Annotated in this window: 17 protein-coding genes; all 17 read right to left on the reverse strand. The window is 62.6% G+C overall.

From position 1 onward, the window contains the following. Window positions 1-13 precede the first annotated feature (13 nt). Window positions 14-1,030 carry a hydrogenase nickel incorporation protein HypB gene (gene hypB / locus ABWV89_RS12750; protein WP_353397241.1) on the reverse strand — a complete coding sequence of 339 codons (1,017 nt, stop codon included), beginning with the start codon at window positions 1,028-1,030 and terminating at the stop codon, window positions 14-16. Between the two features lie 98 nt (window positions 1,031-1,128). Further along, entirely contained in the window at window positions 1,129-1,482 is a 354-nt protein-coding gene (locus tag ABWV89_RS12755) for a hydrogenase maturation nickel metallochaperone HypA/HybF (RefSeq protein ID WP_353397243.1), read from the reverse strand. Further along, window positions 1,475-2,632, reverse strand: coding sequence for a hypothetical protein (locus ABWV89_RS12760; RefSeq protein ID WP_353397245.1), 1,158 nt, complete (start codon window positions 2,630-2,632; stop codon window positions 1,475-1,477). The genes ABWV89_RS12755 and ABWV89_RS12760 overlap by 8 nt, the downstream gene beginning before the upstream one ends. Further along, window positions 2,629-3,231, reverse strand: coding sequence for a [NiFe]-hydrogenase assembly chaperone HybE (hybE, locus tag ABWV89_RS12765; protein WP_353397247.1), 603 nt, complete (start codon window positions 3,229-3,231; stop codon window positions 2,629-2,631). The genes ABWV89_RS12760 and hybE overlap by 4 nt, the downstream gene beginning before the upstream one ends. Window positions 3,232-3,274: 43 nt before the next feature. Further along, window positions 3,275-3,526: a rubredoxin gene (locus ABWV89_RS12770; protein ID WP_353397249.1), complete on the reverse strand. Its 252-nt coding sequence runs from the start codon at window positions 3,524-3,526 to the stop codon at window positions 3,275-3,277. Between the two features lies 1 nt (window position 3,527). Then, on the reverse strand, window positions 3,528-4,400 hold the full coding sequence (locus tag ABWV89_RS12775) for a hydrogenase expression/formation protein (protein ID WP_353397251.1): 873 nt from the start codon (window positions 4,398-4,400) through the stop codon (window positions 3,528-3,530). Between the two features lie 26 nt (window positions 4,401-4,426). After that, window positions 4,427-4,900 (reverse strand): thioredoxin domain-containing protein, encoded by a 474-nt coding sequence (locus ABWV89_RS12780; RefSeq protein ID WP_353397252.1) that lies wholly within the window; start codon window positions 4,898-4,900, stop codon window positions 4,427-4,429. Window positions 4,901-5,005: 105 nt separating this feature from the next. Beyond that, the gene (locus ABWV89_RS12785; protein ID WP_353397254.1) at window positions 5,006-5,374 is read right to left on the reverse strand and encodes a HypC/HybG/HupF family hydrogenase formation chaperone; all 369 of its coding nucleotides are present in this window, start codon (window positions 5,372-5,374) and stop codon (window positions 5,006-5,008) included. Window position 5,375: 1 nt separating this feature from the next. After that, entirely contained in the window at window positions 5,376-6,059 is a 684-nt protein-coding gene (locus ABWV89_RS12790) for a HyaD/HybD family hydrogenase maturation endopeptidase (RefSeq protein WP_353397255.1), read from the reverse strand. 21 nt (window positions 6,060-6,080) lie between these two features. Beyond that, complete coding sequence (locus tag ABWV89_RS12795) at window positions 6,081-6,497, reverse strand: HigA family addiction module antitoxin (protein ID WP_353397257.1); 417 nt, start codon at window positions 6,495-6,497, stop codon at window positions 6,081-6,083. A gap of 151 nt (window positions 6,498-6,648) precedes the next feature. Continuing rightward, the gene (gene cybH, locus ABWV89_RS12800) at window positions 6,649-7,398 is read right to left on the reverse strand and encodes a Ni/Fe-hydrogenase, b-type cytochrome subunit (protein WP_353397259.1); all 750 of its coding nucleotides are present in this window, start codon (window positions 7,396-7,398) and stop codon (window positions 6,649-6,651) included. A 66-nt stretch (window positions 7,399-7,464) separates the two neighbouring features. Beyond that, a complete protein-coding gene (locus ABWV89_RS12805) occupies window positions 7,465-8,067 on the reverse strand; it encodes a HupE/UreJ family protein (RefSeq protein ID WP_353397261.1) in 603 nt (200 codons plus the stop codon). A 106-nt stretch (window positions 8,068-8,173) separates the two neighbouring features. Beyond that, complete coding sequence (locus tag ABWV89_RS12810; RefSeq protein ID WP_353397263.1) at window positions 8,174-10,027, reverse strand: nickel-dependent hydrogenase large subunit; 1,854 nt, start codon at window positions 10,025-10,027, stop codon at window positions 8,174-8,176. Window positions 10,028-10,060: 33 nt separating this feature from the next. Continuing rightward, window positions 10,061-11,146: a hydrogenase small subunit gene (locus tag ABWV89_RS12815; protein ID WP_353397265.1), complete on the reverse strand. Its 1,086-nt coding sequence runs from the start codon at window positions 11,144-11,146 to the stop codon at window positions 10,061-10,063. A gap of 473 nt (window positions 11,147-11,619) precedes the next feature. Continuing rightward, entirely contained in the window at window positions 11,620-11,832 is a 213-nt protein-coding gene (locus tag ABWV89_RS12820; RefSeq protein ID WP_353397267.1) for a zinc-finger domain-containing protein, read from the reverse strand. Window positions 11,833-11,870: 38 nt separating this feature from the next. Beyond that, on the reverse strand, window positions 11,871-12,809 hold the full coding sequence (locus tag ABWV89_RS12825; protein WP_353397268.1) for a branched-chain amino acid transaminase: 939 nt from the start codon (window positions 12,807-12,809) through the stop codon (window positions 11,871-11,873). A 118-nt stretch (window positions 12,810-12,927) separates the two neighbouring features. Further along, window positions 12,928-14,049, reverse strand: coding sequence for an acyltransferase family protein (locus ABWV89_RS12830; RefSeq protein ID WP_353397270.1), 1,122 nt, complete (start codon window positions 14,047-14,049; stop codon window positions 12,928-12,930). Between the last annotated feature and the right edge of the window lie 12 nt (window positions 14,050-14,061).

Genomic DNA, 14,061 nt, shown 5'->3' on the forward strand with positions numbered 1-14,061 from the left:
CGTTGGCTTCGGATCAGGCGGTTGCGTTGTTGCCCAGTGCCTCACGCGCCTTGGCCAACTCGGCTTCCAGTTGCGCCACCCGGTCTTGCAAGGCTTTTTCCACCGCGGATGGTTCGTGGTGGGCATGACCGTGGGCCATGTCCATGCGATGCTCGATCCAGTGCAGCCAGTCGTCCATGCCTTCGCCAGTGGTGGCAGAGAGCTGGATGATCCGGATGGAAGGGTTCACGCGGCGCGCGAGTTCGATACAGCGGTCCACATTGAACTTGACGTGCGGGAGCAGGTCGATCTTGTTCAGGATCATGAGTTCGGAAGCCGCAAACATGTCGGGGTACTTCAGGGGCTTGTCTTCACCTTCGGTCACGGACAGGATGGATACCTTGGCCTTCTCGCCCAGGTCCCACATGGCGGGGCAGACCAGATTGCCCACGTTCTCGATCAGCAACAGACTGCGTGCCTGATGGTGGTGATGGCCGTGATCATGGTCATGGCTGTGCAGACGAGAGAACGCCTCGGCCACCATGGGTGCATCCAGGTGGCAGCCCTTGCCGGTATTGACCTGGATGGCAGGTGCACCGGTGGCCCGGATACGGTCGGCATCAAAGCTGGTCTGCTGGTCGCCCTCGATCACGGAAACTGGCAGATCAGGATGTCGCTCGCGCATGGCGGTGATGGTCTCGCACAGCAGCGTGGTCTTGCCGGAGCCGGGACTGGAGACGAAGTTCAGCGCCGTTACGCCGTGTGAAGCAAAGTGCGCGCGGTTTTGCTGCGCGATGCGGTTGTTGGCTCCGAGGATGTCGGTTTCGATCTTGACTGCGCGCGCCTGGCTCATGCCGGGAACCGATACCTTGGCAGAGCCAGCGCCATAGTGCAGGTCGCCATTGGCGGGGTTCACCGCCAGATGGTTCTCGCCGCCGGCATGGCTGTGGGTGTGGCCATGGTGGTGGTCATGAACCTGACCATGATCATGGTCATGGTCGTGCGCGCCTTGGGGGGCGCCATTGTCACTGCATCCACAAACTACACACATGTGTTTCTCCTGTCGTTGGCATCGGTGCCGGAGGGGCGTCGATGCCGGGGTTGTCCTGATCGGCTATCCGGTTGTTCAAGCAATGGGGCCAACGCGCGTCATGCCGGCACATCGCTGACCTGCATGTCCACCACCCGCAACTCGGTGCCGCCGGTGGGTTGCAACTGGTAGCTGCCGCAACTGGGGCAGGCGTCGCCCCGTTGGGCAATCTCCACCGACTGGCTGCAGCCCAGACACCAGGCCTGGCCCGGCGGTTCCTCAATGTCGATTTTGGCGCCATCGAGCAATGTGCCGGGTGCAATCGATTCCAGCGCGAATCGCAATGCGCGGATGTCAACGCCGGCAAGTTGACCGGCTTCCAGTCGCAAGGACAGCAGGCGGGAAAAGGCCTCCCGGCGCGCCGTGTCTTCCACCAGTTGCAGCACGCCGGCTGCGAGGCTGGCTTCATGCATGTTGAGTCTCCTCGCCGGAATTGACCTGATAGGGAACGCAAGGATCGAGCGCTGCCATGATCAGGGCAATCTGTCCGGCGGTTTCGCTGGCTTGGGGCGACAGCCTCTCAATGGCCTGTGCCGCAATGCCTTCGGTGTGAAAATTCCATTCGGTCGGCGCCAGCACCTGGCACGCCAGAACATGATCAGGCCGGGCCGGATCGAGCGAGACCTGGTGGATCAACAGACCTCTGGCCATTTCGACCCATGCTACGCCTTGCTGCGCGCCAGTTGGCATTTGACCCCAGCTTAGCCATTGTCTCCCGGTCTTGCCCGATTCGGCGGCGGATTCAAGGCACAGGCAGGCCAGTTCTGCCAGCCGACTTCCCAGCAGGCCCAGTGCGGTCCCGGGGGGGGCTGCCTGGTCGTGCAGCCTGCTCCAGCTGCCACTGTGAGCGCACTGGCCGTGCCATTGCGGATGCAGCGTGAAGTCCGGCTTGATGGCCATGGCAGCGGCCAGGGTCTGCATGTGGCGCTCCTGACGGTGAGGCTGGAGCGCCGCCGTCCCGCTGGTATTCAGAGGGACGTCGTGAGCGGCCACGGTGCGCAGCAGCCGCGTGAGCCAGTTGGTTGTGGAGGCGGACCATTCTTTCAGCCATGCAAGGCTATGCAAACGCCACTGCTCCAGCCAGGCGGCAGGCGACACGTTCAACCAGTGACTCTGCAACCACTGCTGTACCTGCCCCCAGTCGATGCCCTGACCCTGGGCCGTCCTGAGCAACGGGCAGGCCTTGAGGCTGGTCAGGGCGCTGGCCTGATCACCGGTCTGACTGCCCAGCAGGTCAAGCTGGCGGGGCCAGTCGAGTCCGATACGGCGCACATGCTCGGTCGCAGTCTCGCGCCGTAGCGCCTCGGCAGCGCTGGCTTCACCCAGGGCAGGATCGGCGCCTTGGCGGGCGGCCGAGATGGCCATTTCGCTGCACAAACGGTGTGAGTTGCCGCAGAGACTGAAGACGCTGGAAAGCAGCACGGGCAGGCGGTCGGCGACCTGGCCCGCAGCGATGCGCGCGGCCAGGTTCTGGCGCGAACTGCGCAAGGCTTGGGGCGCCGCAGCGCCCGGGCGCAACCAGAGCGCGCCGGCCAGTGTGGAGCTTCCCGTGGCGGCGGTCACGCAGCACCTCCGCCAGGCCGCCTGGCCAGGAAGAAAGAGCGTCGGGAAGGCACGGGCTCTGCTGACGCCTGAGCGCGTTCGGCGGGCTTTGCCGCAGGCCTTGCCAGCTGGACCACCTGCATGGCGGTTTCAATTGCCACGGCATGCTGATCGAAATCGTTCATGGGCGAGAACAGGCTGCACGTCTCGTGGTAGCCAATGCCTTCATCATGCGAGCCGAGAAAGTCATAGGCATCTGTGCCCCAGAGTCTGCGAAAGCGCTTGCCGACGCGACCCTTGTGCGCCTGTACGTTGGCAGGCAGCCTGACCAGACTCATGAACCACGGGGTGACCAGCACGCCTTCCGCCATGGGTTCAATGGGCTGGCGACTTGGGTAGGCTTCTCCCTCATCCTCATCCTCATCCTCATCCTCACCCTCACCCTCACCCTCACCTTCGGGCACTACCCAGATGAAACCGACAGCTTCGACGCGAAGGACGGGGTTGACCACTGGCAAGCCGGTCATGCGCTCGCGGTGAACCATCTCGTAGTGCGCCACGAGATGGTCGACACGTGCCTGCAGGCTGGCGTCCTGGTGAAAGGGTGTGGCAGTGGTCATGGATGGAGGGCGTTTGGCGGGTGGTGGCTGTTGACCCGGTGGCTCAGGCACTTTCTTCCGGCAGCAACAGGAACTGGTCCGGATCGCAGTCGCAATTGGGGCAGCGCCAATGTGGAGGGAGCTCCGAGAAGGGCGTGCCGGACGGAATCTGCCAGACAGGGTCGCCCTCGGCCGGGTCGTATACCCACCAGCAGATTTTGCATTCCAGGCGGGAGGCCGGCTTGAGGACACCTCGCTTGCCGAGGTAAGAGCCCTCAAAGCCCTCGAAGCCTCCGGTCGGGTTCTGCCCGTCCATCTCAGGCCACCTCCAGCCAGTTGAGAACATCGGCCATGCGCTCGTGCGAATCGCGAAGATCCTCTGGCGCCGCCAAGGCCACTTCGGGCATGTCCACCACCTCCACGGTATTGAGAATCACCTTGTCCATGGAGTTGTAGTACACGACACGCCAGCAATTGGGCAGCAGCGTGTTGGTGATGCGGCAATTGCCGTAGCCGCGAGAGAGAAGCAACACGCGACCCGTGCCCAGCTGATGATCGAGGAAGGCAATGTCCTCGGGCGTGACGGGCAGCAGCGTCAGGTTCACCACATGGGGTGCCTTGCCCGGCTGCCAGCGTCTGACCTGGTCGCGCACTTCGTCAACCAGCAGCGGGGCGTTCTGCACGTTCAGTGGCACGGCGCCTTTCCATGCGGGCGGCGAAGTCTGGGCATCTTCCTTGGCGAGTGCCCGCAGCAACTGGGGCACGGGGCCTACTTCAATCACGTCGTCGACCAGCTCACCGGATCGCCAGGTCATGATGCGCCATACGCCTGCAAAAATGGCTTCCTGTACACGGATCTCAAGCTGATTGGGTTCGTCCTGGACCAGTGCGCTGGCTTCGCCTTCGCCCAGTACCTGGTTCACCAGCTGGCGGTCTGCGGGGGACAGGCCTGCCAGCGATACCTGGGATCCGGCGGCCGAGCCGTCGCCGGTACCTGCCTGCTCAAGCATGGCGAGCACTTCCTGCAAGGCCAGACGTGCCTTCACGCTGGCCGCCATTTGCTCGGGTTCGGGAAGGACCGGAGGCTGGTAGGTGTCCATGTCCTTGGGCATGGGCAGATAGTCCAGCGTCTCATCTTCAGTCTGGGCGCCAGGGCCGAGGCCAATGACGGGAATCGGGAAGGGTTTCATGTGTCTTCTCTCCTGAGGTGTGTGGTTCAACGGCAGCCTTGCGCTTCGCCGCTCTGGCTCACGACGGGAATGCCGATGGTGGGCGCGCGCGAGACAGGCATGTTCAGCGCGGCTTCGACGCCATTGAGGTAGACATCCCAGTCCTGCATGCCGGCGAGAGCGGTCACGTAACCGCCGTCGCGGAAGAACAGCAGGGTGGGCCAGCGCTGGGAGCCGTACTTGCGCGCCACGGTGTCCTCGTCATCGCGAGCCACCACGGCCACCTTGAAGCGGCCCTTGAAGGCGCTCATCAGCTCTGGCAGCACAGCGGCCACGTCCTGGCCTTCGGGAAAGCGCACCGGATCACCGGCGAGCAGGACGACACGGTCGCCGCCTTCCGCGCTCCAGTCGGCCACGGTCTCGGGTGTGACCCAGTCGGCAGCGAAATCATCGGCCAGGCGCATGATCAAAGGCGGCGCTTTGCCTGGGGTGGCGGTGTTGGGGTCGAACAAAGTGGTCATGGTGTCTCCAGCGAGGGTGTTTGTTTGGCGAAGGTGTTTGACAGGTGTTCCGTTCGGGGCGAGGTTTGGCAGCGACGACACAAGTCGATTCGCCGCCAGGCCGCCCTAAGGCGACTCAGCCCCCTCGGGGGGCAGCGACACGTGCAACGGCGGAGCGTGGGGGCTGGTCAGTGCTTTCATCTGCTCGGCGCTCATCTGTGAAGGCAGCGCGAAGCCGGTGTCGTCCTGAGCATTTGCGGGGGACAGCAGCCCACTCATGGCGCCTTCCACCAGGTCCAGTGCGGCGTTGACTTCTGCCGCGCGGTCAGCGGTGATGGCTTCGCGTGCGTCGTCCATGAAGATCAGCAGCCAGTCACCGGGACGGACCTCGCCAACGAGCGCCGTGTTGACCTTGCGCTGCTGACCGCGGCCTTCGCAGACGGCATGTCTGCTGCCTTCGATCGAGCGCACTTGCATGGGGGTGCCGATGCACATCTCAGACGCTCTCTTTCTTGGGCATGAAACGGTCGTCACCGATGCGGCAGGCTTCTTCTGCGGCAGGGCGCTGAGCTTCATAGGCCGTGAGGGCCAGCTCGTCCACGGTGACGGATTCGCGCACGCCCAGAGGCTCCTGGCGTTCCACGGGCACCGCACCCCAGGCATGCAGCTCTTCCAGGCCCAGCTTGAGCGCGTCTTCCATGGCGGCCTTCACCACAGGGCGCAGACTGCCGCCGTAGTCTTCCAGTTCTTCGGGCTGGCAGCCGACGAGCAGAACGCGTCTGGGAAATTTGTCGGTCAGCTGAGCGAGCGACAGCACTTCCTGAAAGCCGGTCTGGTGCAGGCTCATTTTCTTGGCGCCCATGAAGCGCGGCACGTCGTCATCGCGGACCACCTTGATGGTGCCCGGCTCAAGACCGTAGTCGATGGCGTCGAAGATCAGCAGGGCATCGGCGGATTGAACATGCTGCACCAGATACAGGCCCTGGGTCCCGCCATCGATCAGATCGACGTGCTCGGCAAATGCGTAACGCTGTTGCAGCGCTTCAACGCAGCGGACGCCAAAGCCCTCATCTGCCCACAGGATGTTGCCAATGCCCAGAACAACAATGTGCTTGAAATCCTGGACGTCGGAATTGCCACCCTTGGGGTGACAGTCGGTTGGAGTGGCAATAGTGCTCATCGTCGGATGTCTCCGGAAAAATCAGGCGTTCAGTGAGGGAGCCACCAGCGCGGAACGGACAACTGTGGTGTTGTCGGACGCGGAGGCTTCAGTCGAGTCGTTGGCGGCAGCCTGCTCGGCTGCCTCAAGGCGCTTCCAGGCCTGGAAGCTGTCCCAGGCGGCTTGCTGGCGAAGCAGGAACCCGGCATCGATGCCGAACTGGCGTGCGCAGCGGATAGCGGTATCGGGTGACATGGCCCGCTGACCATGCACGAGCTCGTGCAGGCGGCGACGCGAAAGACCCAGCTGTCGAGCCGCCTCGCTCTGGTTGAGCGAGAGGGGCTTGAGGCACAGCTGTGCCAGCAGTTTGCCCGGGTGCTTTGGCGCGCGCAGGGGGACGCCCTTCGGTGGCAGCACCGATGGCGTGGCTGGTTTGCGATACAAAGACTGGGCAGACATGGTGGAGGACCAGGTTGTCGACGAAAAGGTCGATGGAATAACAGACGGGCGTTGAGTGAGGGGGCCTTCAGCGTCAGGGTGCGGAGGAACCGGCTTTGCCGGGCCTCACGCACCGCCCCTGGATGGGGTGACGCCGAAGGCGGCGCGGAGGTCAGTCTTTGAACGTGCGACGGCCGGAGACCATCGTGCTCACCACGCTCTGGCGGCCCATGATGTCTTCACGAATCGCTGCGTAGATGTGCAGCATGACGAAGCAGATCATGGCCCACATGCCCAGGCGGTGCCAGGTGTGAACGTCCTGGCTTTGACCGAACAGCGGGATCACCCAGCCAAACATCTGCTCTTGCCAGGAACCCATCTGGGCGCCCTCGCCGTACAGTGCGAAGCCGGTCACGATCATGAACAGCGTGATCAGGAAGAAGCCGAAGAACATCGCTGCGCGGGCCAGCGGGTTGTGACCGACGAAACGGCCGGGCCTGGCAGACACGAAGCCGTACCACTTGAGCATGCTGAACACTTCCTGCCAGTAGGCCTTCTGGAAGATGGGCAGCCAGAACAGCTCGCGGGCGTGGTGGTTGCCCACGATCGCCCAGTAGATGCGACCCATCAGGCCGACGGCCAGGATATAGCCGGCAGCGAAGTGTGCGAACCGGATGTAGCCCATCAGATAGTTCGCGCTGGCTTCGCCAGGCATGGTGGGCAGTGGTTGACCGATGAAGTACCCGGTCAGGGCCAGAACGGTGATGGCTGCAGCATTGATCCAGTGCCAGAGGCGCACCGGTGCTTCGTAGACATAGACCGACTTGATGGTGTTGCCGTGTTGAACAGCAGTTTCATCGACGCCGGTGATGTCGGCCAGCCTTTGCTGAGCCAGCTTTTGTTGGGGAGTCAGGGCCGCCATAACTTGTCTCCAGTTAAGTGGCCGGTGCGCCGAGAGTGTGCACCGGCCGATTCTCAGGCTGCCGGATCAGGCTGCCAATTGGCCGAACAGGTAAAGACCGGCTGCGCCGAGGCCACCGCCCAGAGCCGCCATGGCGGTCTGACGGCGCTCGCCGAGCCAGCGGCGGACCGCCAGGCCGATGCCGACACCACTCAGGTGCAGTGCGGCCGTGGTCAGCATGAAGCCAATGGCATAGGTGGCAAAACCCGTGACAGGAGCTTCAGCGCCGTGAGCCAGGCCGTGCAGGGAGGCCGACGCAGCCACCAGTGCAAGACCGGCGCCCGCGGGCATCTGCTGGCGTGAAACCACCAGCAACAGACCAAAAAGCACAACGCTCAGTGCGATGGCTTGCTCACCGAATGGCATGGCGAGGCCTTGGGCACCCAGCATGGCTGCACCGACGAGAGCCGCCATGAAAGTGGCAGGACCCATCCAGGCTTTGCGCTGGGGCAGGGCGGCGGTGGACCAGACGCCCACAGCCACCATGGCCAGCAGGTGATCCAGGCCAAACGGGTGAGCCAGGCCCTGGCTCAGGGTGGCCACACCATGGCCGGTGTGCGCTTGTGCTGCACCGGTCAGGCCGGCCAGCAGCGCGGTGGCTGCCAAGCGGCGGATGTGTTTCGATTGCATGTGTATCTCCGTGTATAGGTTCACTTCTGTTCAGACGGGGGAGGCGTCCTGCGTGCTTCGGTCCTGGGTGCCCGTGGGGGAAGAAGCGAAGCAACGCAGGGGCATCTCACCTCACCTTGACGCGGCTCATTTCCTGGCCGTCTTCGCTCATCACGTGAGTGGAGCAGGCGAGGCAAGGGTCGAAGCTGTGCAGCGTGCGCAGGATCTCCACTGGCTGTTCCGGGTTGACCATCGGGGTGTTCATCAAAGACGCCTCGAAAGCACCGATCTGGCCTTTGGCGTCGCGAGGCGAGCCGTTCCAGGTGGTGGGCACCACGCACTGGTAGTTTTCGATCTTGCCGTCCTTGATCTTGATCCAGTGGCCCAGCATGCCGCGGGGAGCGGCAACGGTGCCGACGCCCTTGGCTTCCTTGGGCCAGGTGGAAGGATCCCACTTGGACGTGTCAGCCGTGGAGGTGTCGCCCGCCTTGATGTTCTCGATCATTTCCTTGAAATCGTCGTACATCATCTCGGCTGCGTACTGGCTCTCCAGTGCACGTGCCAGCGTGCGGCCGATGGTGGTCGGCAGCAGCTGCTTGGCGCTGTAGCTGGTCTCTGGCAGGCCCAGTGCCTTTGGAATGGCGCTGTTGATGGCGACCGCCGAGCTGTCCACTTGCTCCTTGACGCGCTGGCACCATTTGTTGCCTTGCATGGCGTGTGCATAGCCGAGGATGTAGCGCGAGAGCGGGCCCACTTCCACAGCGTGGCCACGCCAGCGTGGCGCCTTGATCCAGGAGTATTTGGCTGACTCGTCGAGCTGCTCGATGTTGGTGCGGGTACCTTTGGCAGAGCCGATGTCGAAGTTGGGCTCGGTGACGCCATCCCATGGGTGCAGACCCTTGGTTTCGTCGCCATAGCGGTACCAGCTGTGCGTGACGAACTCTTGCACTTGCTCGGGATCGCGCGGATCGATCTCGTAGATGTTGTTCCAGTCGCCATTGAGAATGACGCCGCCTGGCAGCTGGTGGGTGCTGAAGTCGTACGGCACCTTCTCGTAGGTACCGTAGTCGGCCACGTTGGTGGCAGACAGGCCGCCACCGTAGAGCCAGCCAGCTTGCTTGTAGATCGTGCCGATGGCCAGAACGTCCGGGATGTAGACGTTGTTGTTGAACTCGATCATCTCCTTGATGCGCGCTTCAACAAAGTTCAGGCGCTCCATGGTGATCGGTGCGCCGGCAGCGCCGTCGCCGTCGAGATTGATCGCGCAAGGCACACCGCCGACCATGTAGTTCGGGTGCGGATTCTTGCCGCCGAAGATGGTGTGGACCTTGACCCACTCCTTCTGCAGATCCAGCGCTTCCAGGTAGTGAGCCACGGCCATCAGGTTGGCTTCTGCCGGCAGCACATAGGCTTTGGAGCCCCAATAGCCGTTGGAGAACGGGCCGAGCTGGCCGCTGTCCACGAACTTCTTCAGACGGTTCTGGATGTCGCGGAAGTAGCCGGGCGAGGACAGCGGATGCGCCGGGGAAACCAGCTGCTGCAGTGCCGAGGTCTGCTTCGGGTCGGCGTTGAGGGCCGAGACGACGTCCACCCAGTCCAGGGCGTGCAGGTGATAGAAGTGAACGGCGTGGTCGTGCACCTGGAGCGTCTTGGCCATCATCTCGCGGATGAGGTAGGCGTTCTTTGGCACCTTGATGCCCAGGGCATCTTCCACTGCACGGACGCTGGTCAGGGCGTGGCAGCCCGTGCAGACGCCGCAGATCCGTTCAACGAAGGCCCATGCGTCACGGGGGTCGCGGCCTTTGAGGATCACCTCAAGACCACGCCACATCGTGCCGGTGGACACAGCGTTGCGAATCACGTTGTCGCTGTCGAGGTTGACCTCGCAGCGCATGTGTCCCTCAATTCGGGTCACGGGATCGACCACCACGCGGCGGCCGGAGTCATCGAGCTTGAAGCCCTGAGTTTCGTATGCACCCATTTTGTAAATTCCTTGTGCTCGTCTGATCCGCTATCAGGCGGGGGTCTTGTCGTTGCTCTTGAGCTTGGTGTCGGTCACACGCTTGACCACCGAGAGGGCAGCATGGGCGGCGACAGCAGCACCGACGGCGGTGACGGCGGCAGTACCCACCTTGTCGGCGTTCTCTTCAATGCCGAATTGGTGGATATTGGTCAGGCGGTCGTAGAAGGAGCCCTTGTCCCAGAACCCGTCTTCCGAGCAGCCGATACAACCGTGGCCGGCCTTGATCGGGAAGCTCGTGCCTTCGTTCCACATGGTCGTGGAGCAGGCGTTGTAGGTGGTTGGGCCCTTGCAGCCGACCTTGTAGAGGCAATAGCCCTTGCGCGCGGACTCGTCATCGAAGGCTTCGACGAACTGGCCGGCGTCGAAGTGGGGGCGGCGATAGCACTTGTCGTGGATGCGCTGGCTGTAGAACATCTTCGGACGACCCTGGCGATCCAGCTCGGGGATGCGGTCAAACGTGAGCATGTAGGTGATCACGCCCGTCATGACCTCGGCGATCGGCGGGCAGCCTGGCACCTTGATGATCGGCTTGTCGGTGATGACCTTGTGGATTGGCGTGGCTTGCGTCGGGTTGGGCTTGGCGGCCTGAACGCAACCCCATGAAGCGCAGGAACCCCAGGCGATGATGGCCTTGGCGTCCTTGGCAACATGCTTGAGCTTCTCGACGAAGGGCTTGCCCGACTGGATGCAGAACATGCCGTCTTCGTTGAGCGGCGGGTTGCCCTCGACGGCGAGGATGTACTGACCCTTGTACTTGGTCATGATCTCTTCGAGGATGGCTTCAGCCTGGTGACCGGCAGCGGCCATCAGGGTGTCGTCATAGTCCAGCGAAATCATGGAGAGCACGACATCTTTGGCCAGTGGGTGTGCCGAGCGGATGAACGACTCGGTACAGCACGTGCACTCAAGACCATGCAGCCACAGCACCGGGGTGCGGGGCTTGTTTTCCATGGCATGCGCAATCTGCGGCACAAACGAAGGGGCCAGTCCAAGCGACGTGGCCGTGAGCGAGCAGTACTTCATGAAGCTGCGGCGCGAGATGCCTTTGCGGCGCAATACCTCGTAAAAGGTTTCCATCAGGGAGTCTCCAGTGCGTTATCAGGGCGGACGATCAATCACATGCGGGGCATGGGATCCAGACCGCCCACGGGCAGTCATCCATCCTTCCAATTGCAATAGGCAGGCCACTTGATGGCTCATCAGGGAAACCACGGGGGGTGGTTTCCAAGCCGTTGATTTGTATGTATTTATTTCCGCCGCGTTTTCGCTCTGCCGCGGGGAGTCATGCGAAGATGGTCATTCACATTCCGGTGATCACCACAAAACGGAAGGTGTATGACCAGTTTCCAGTTGCCACGGTCGACGTGTCACGGGCGATGGCCGGAATGTGTGCGGCGCAGCATGACCTGAGAGCCGTCCGGATGAGGCTCAGGCAAAGAAAAACCCGCAAGATTGAAGGCTTGCGGGTTTGTGTGCGCTCACATCAAGCGCTTCCGACCCTGAGGCGCCTGATCGGTGATGAGGCGGTCGCTCGCTGACCGCCGGGGTGGTCAGTGACCTGCCGCGAGTTTGACACTGGGGTCGAGCTGGTAAACGGTGCCGCAGTAGGGGCAGCGGGCCTGACCGGTGTGGGACAGGTCCAGATACACCTTGGGGTGGCTGTTCCACAGCTTCATGTCGGCTTTGGGGTTGGGGCAGAAAACGCCGCCATTGGGGTTGAGATCGGCTGCGCCGACCACAACGGAGGTGTTTGTATCGCTCATGAGAGGTTGTTCCAGAGGTCCAGGTGTCGCGCAGAAGCTCAGACGGTAGTGAGCCAGTCGGCGTATTTCGGATTGCGGCCACCAACGATGTCGAAGAAGGCCGACTGGATCTTCTCCGTGATCGGGCCACGCTGGCCCTCGCCCAGCTGGATGCGGTCGAGTTCGCGAATCGGAGTCACTTCCGCAGCGGTGCCGGTGAAGAAGGCTTCGTCGGCGATGTAGATCTCGTCGCGGGTGATGCGCTTTTGCACGATCTCCAGGCCCAGATCCTTGGCGATGTGGAATACCGTGTTGCGGGTGATGCCGTTGAGGGCGCCAGCCGACAGGTCGGGTGTGTAGATGACGCCGTTCTTGATGACGAAAATGTTCTCGCCCGCGCCTTCGGAGACAAAGCCGGCTGAGTCGAGCAGCAGGGCTTCGTCGTAGCCATCGTCGGTGGCTTCCATGTTGGCCAGGATGGAGTTGGTGTAGTTGCTCACCGCCTTGGCCTGCGTCATGGTGATGTTGACGTGGTGGCGGGTGTAGCTGCTGGTCTTGACCCGGATGCCGCGCTTGAGGCCTTCTTCGCCCAGATAGGCGCCCCAGGACCATGCAGCGATCATTACATGGATGGTGTTGCCCTTGGTGGAGACACCCAGTTTCTTGTCACCGACCCAGACCAGTGGGCGGATGTAGGCGCTCTCCAGCTTGTTCTCGCGCACCACGGCACGCTGGGCTTCGTTGAGCTCGTCCTTGGAGAAGGGGACGGCCATGCGCAGGATCTTGGCGCTGTTGAACAGGCGGTCCGTGTGCTCTGGCAGGCGGAAGATGGCGGTGCCCTTCTCGGTCTGGTAAGCGCGAACACCCTCAAACGCACCACAGCCGTAGTGCAGTGTGTGGGTCAGGACGTGGATCTTGGCATCGCGCCAGTCGATCATCTGGCCGTCCATCCAGATCTTGCCGTCACGGTCGGACATTGAGGGAATTACGGGGCTCATGCTTTCACTTTCAGGCCATGGGCGCTGGCGTGGCGCCACTCTGTTGCAAGGGGGGACGGCTGGTTATGCGCCTGTCCAACCTCTCATTCTATGCTGGCAGAGCAGGTTTGCGCGCGATCTAGCGACCGGCTTTGAGGCGTCTGCCGGAGAGTCGGGTCAAAACCGGGCGTTCCAGCCAGTAATAACTGATGCTGGCCAGCACCAGGCTCCCGACCAGACTGATCGCCAGGGCCTGCAGGCTGCCCATTGGCGTGTCCCATTCATGGGTGATCAGCCGGGGCAGCATGCGCTGAATCGGAAAGTGCCACAGATACAGGCCAAAGCTGATTTCTCCGAGCCACACCAGTGGCGCTGCACTGACCCAGGCGGTCAGCCGGCTCGGCTTGAGCATGCAGGCCGTCATCAGCGCAATGGGCACCGCGAGAGCGACCTCGAACATCAGCATGTAGAGGTGATCCTGGATCTGGAACGCTCTCAACTGGTAATGAATGGCCGTCAGGACCACGCCGCTGACCATGGCGATCACAAGCCATTGGTTGCGGGACGCTTCAGTCTGGGGTGGCTGCCAGTGATTGAGCGCCATGCCGCAGGCAAACAGGAACAGCATGCCGGGCAGCACGCCCCGAATGAACAGCAGCGAGATGGCGTGAGGGCTCTGCATCAGGTGCAAGCCGGCGAGTCCGGCACGCCATCCGACCGTGATGGCGAGGCAGGAGAGCACAAATACCCAGATGCTGGTGCGCCGGTACCACCAGAGCATCACCGGCAGGAACAGGTAGAACGACAGCTCGATCGGCAGTGTCCAGTAGACGCCGTTGTAGATCCGGGCGCCGCCCGGCAGAGGGCTGAGCCACAGCATGGCGTTGCCAATGGCATTGGAGAGCTGGAAGTCCTTCATGATGCCAAAGCCCAAAACCACGGCCAGCAAGATGATCACCTGCACCCAGACGGCCGGGTAGATGCGCAAGGCACGTCGCCACCAGAAGCCGGCAAGCAGGCGGGGAGCCAGTGGCTTCTCCCATAGCGTGGCGGCCAGCAGATAGCCCGAGAGCACAAAAAACCAGGAGACACCCAGCCAGCCATACCGCAGCGGCAAAAAGAGGTCGACCTGCCCGATCAGGGGGAGGCTGATGTCCGCCATCGCTTTGGACAGTGCCGGGTAGGTCGCTTCCCAGTGAAACAGCAAGACAGCCAGCGCTGCCAGGCCCCTGAGGCCATGGAGAACAGGAACAAAGTTCATTGCCCGCCAGCC

Origin of the sequence: Hydrogenophaga sp. 5NK40-0174, from assembly GCF_040372165.1 — a bacterium.
Lineage (GTDB): Bacteria > Pseudomonadota > Gammaproteobacteria > Burkholderiales > Burkholderiaceae_C > Hydrogenophaga.

Coding starts and splice junctions, on each gene's coding strand:
- ABWV89_RS12775 (WP_353397251.1), bottom strand. CDS start 4,400: ATGAAACCCTTCCCGATTCCCGTCATTGGCCTCGGCCCTGGCGCCCAG.
- ABWV89_RS12810 (WP_353397263.1), bottom strand. CDS start 10,027: ATGGGTGCATACGAAACTCAGGGCTTCAAGCTCGATGACTCCGGCCGC.
- ABWV89_RS12820 (WP_353397267.1), bottom strand. CDS start 11,832: ATGAGCGATACAAACACCTCCGTTGTGGTCGGCGCAGCCGATCTCAAC.
- ABWV89_RS12830 (WP_353397270.1), bottom strand. CDS start 14,049: ATGAACTTTGTTCCTGTTCTCCATGGCCTCAGGGGCCTGGCAGCGCTG.
- ABWV89_RS12780 (WP_353397252.1), bottom strand. CDS start 4,900: ATGACCACTTTGTTCGACCCCAACACCGCCACCCCAGGCAAAGCGCCG.
- ABWV89_RS12790 (WP_353397255.1), bottom strand. CDS start 6,059: ATGAGCACTATTGCCACTCCAACCGACTGTCACCCCAAGGGTGGCAAT.
- cybH (WP_353397259.1), bottom strand. CDS start 7,398: ATGGCGGCCCTGACTCCCCAACAAAAGCTGGCTCAGCAAAGGCTGGCC.
- ABWV89_RS12785 (WP_353397254.1), bottom strand. CDS start 5,374: ATGTGCATCGGCACCCCCATGCAAGTGCGCTCGATCGAAGGCAGCAGA.
- ABWV89_RS12815 (WP_353397265.1), bottom strand. CDS start 11,146: ATGGAAACCTTTTACGAGGTATTGCGCCGCAAAGGCATCTCGCGCCGC.
- hybE (WP_353397247.1), bottom strand. CDS start 3,231: ATGACCACTGCCACACCCTTTCACCAGGACGCCAGCCTGCAGGCACGT.
- hypB (WP_353397241.1), bottom strand. CDS start 1,030: ATGTGTGTAGTTTGTGGATGCAGTGACAATGGCGCCCCCCAAGGCGCG.
- ABWV89_RS12770 (WP_353397249.1), bottom strand. CDS start 3,526: ATGGACGGGCAGAACCCGACCGGAGGCTTCGAGGGCTTTGAGGGCTCT.
- ABWV89_RS12825 (WP_353397268.1), bottom strand. CDS start 12,809: ATGAGCCCCGTAATTCCCTCAATGTCCGACCGTGACGGCAAGATCTGG.
- ABWV89_RS12795 (WP_353397257.1), bottom strand. CDS start 6,497: ATGTCTGCCCAGTCTTTGTATCGCAAACCAGCCACGCCATCGGTGCTG.
- ABWV89_RS12755 (WP_353397243.1), bottom strand. CDS start 1,482: ATGCATGAAGCCAGCCTCGCAGCCGGCGTGCTGCAACTGGTGGAAGAC.
- ABWV89_RS12805 (WP_353397261.1), bottom strand. CDS start 8,067: ATGCAATCGAAACACATCCGCCGCTTGGCAGCCACCGCGCTGCTGGCC.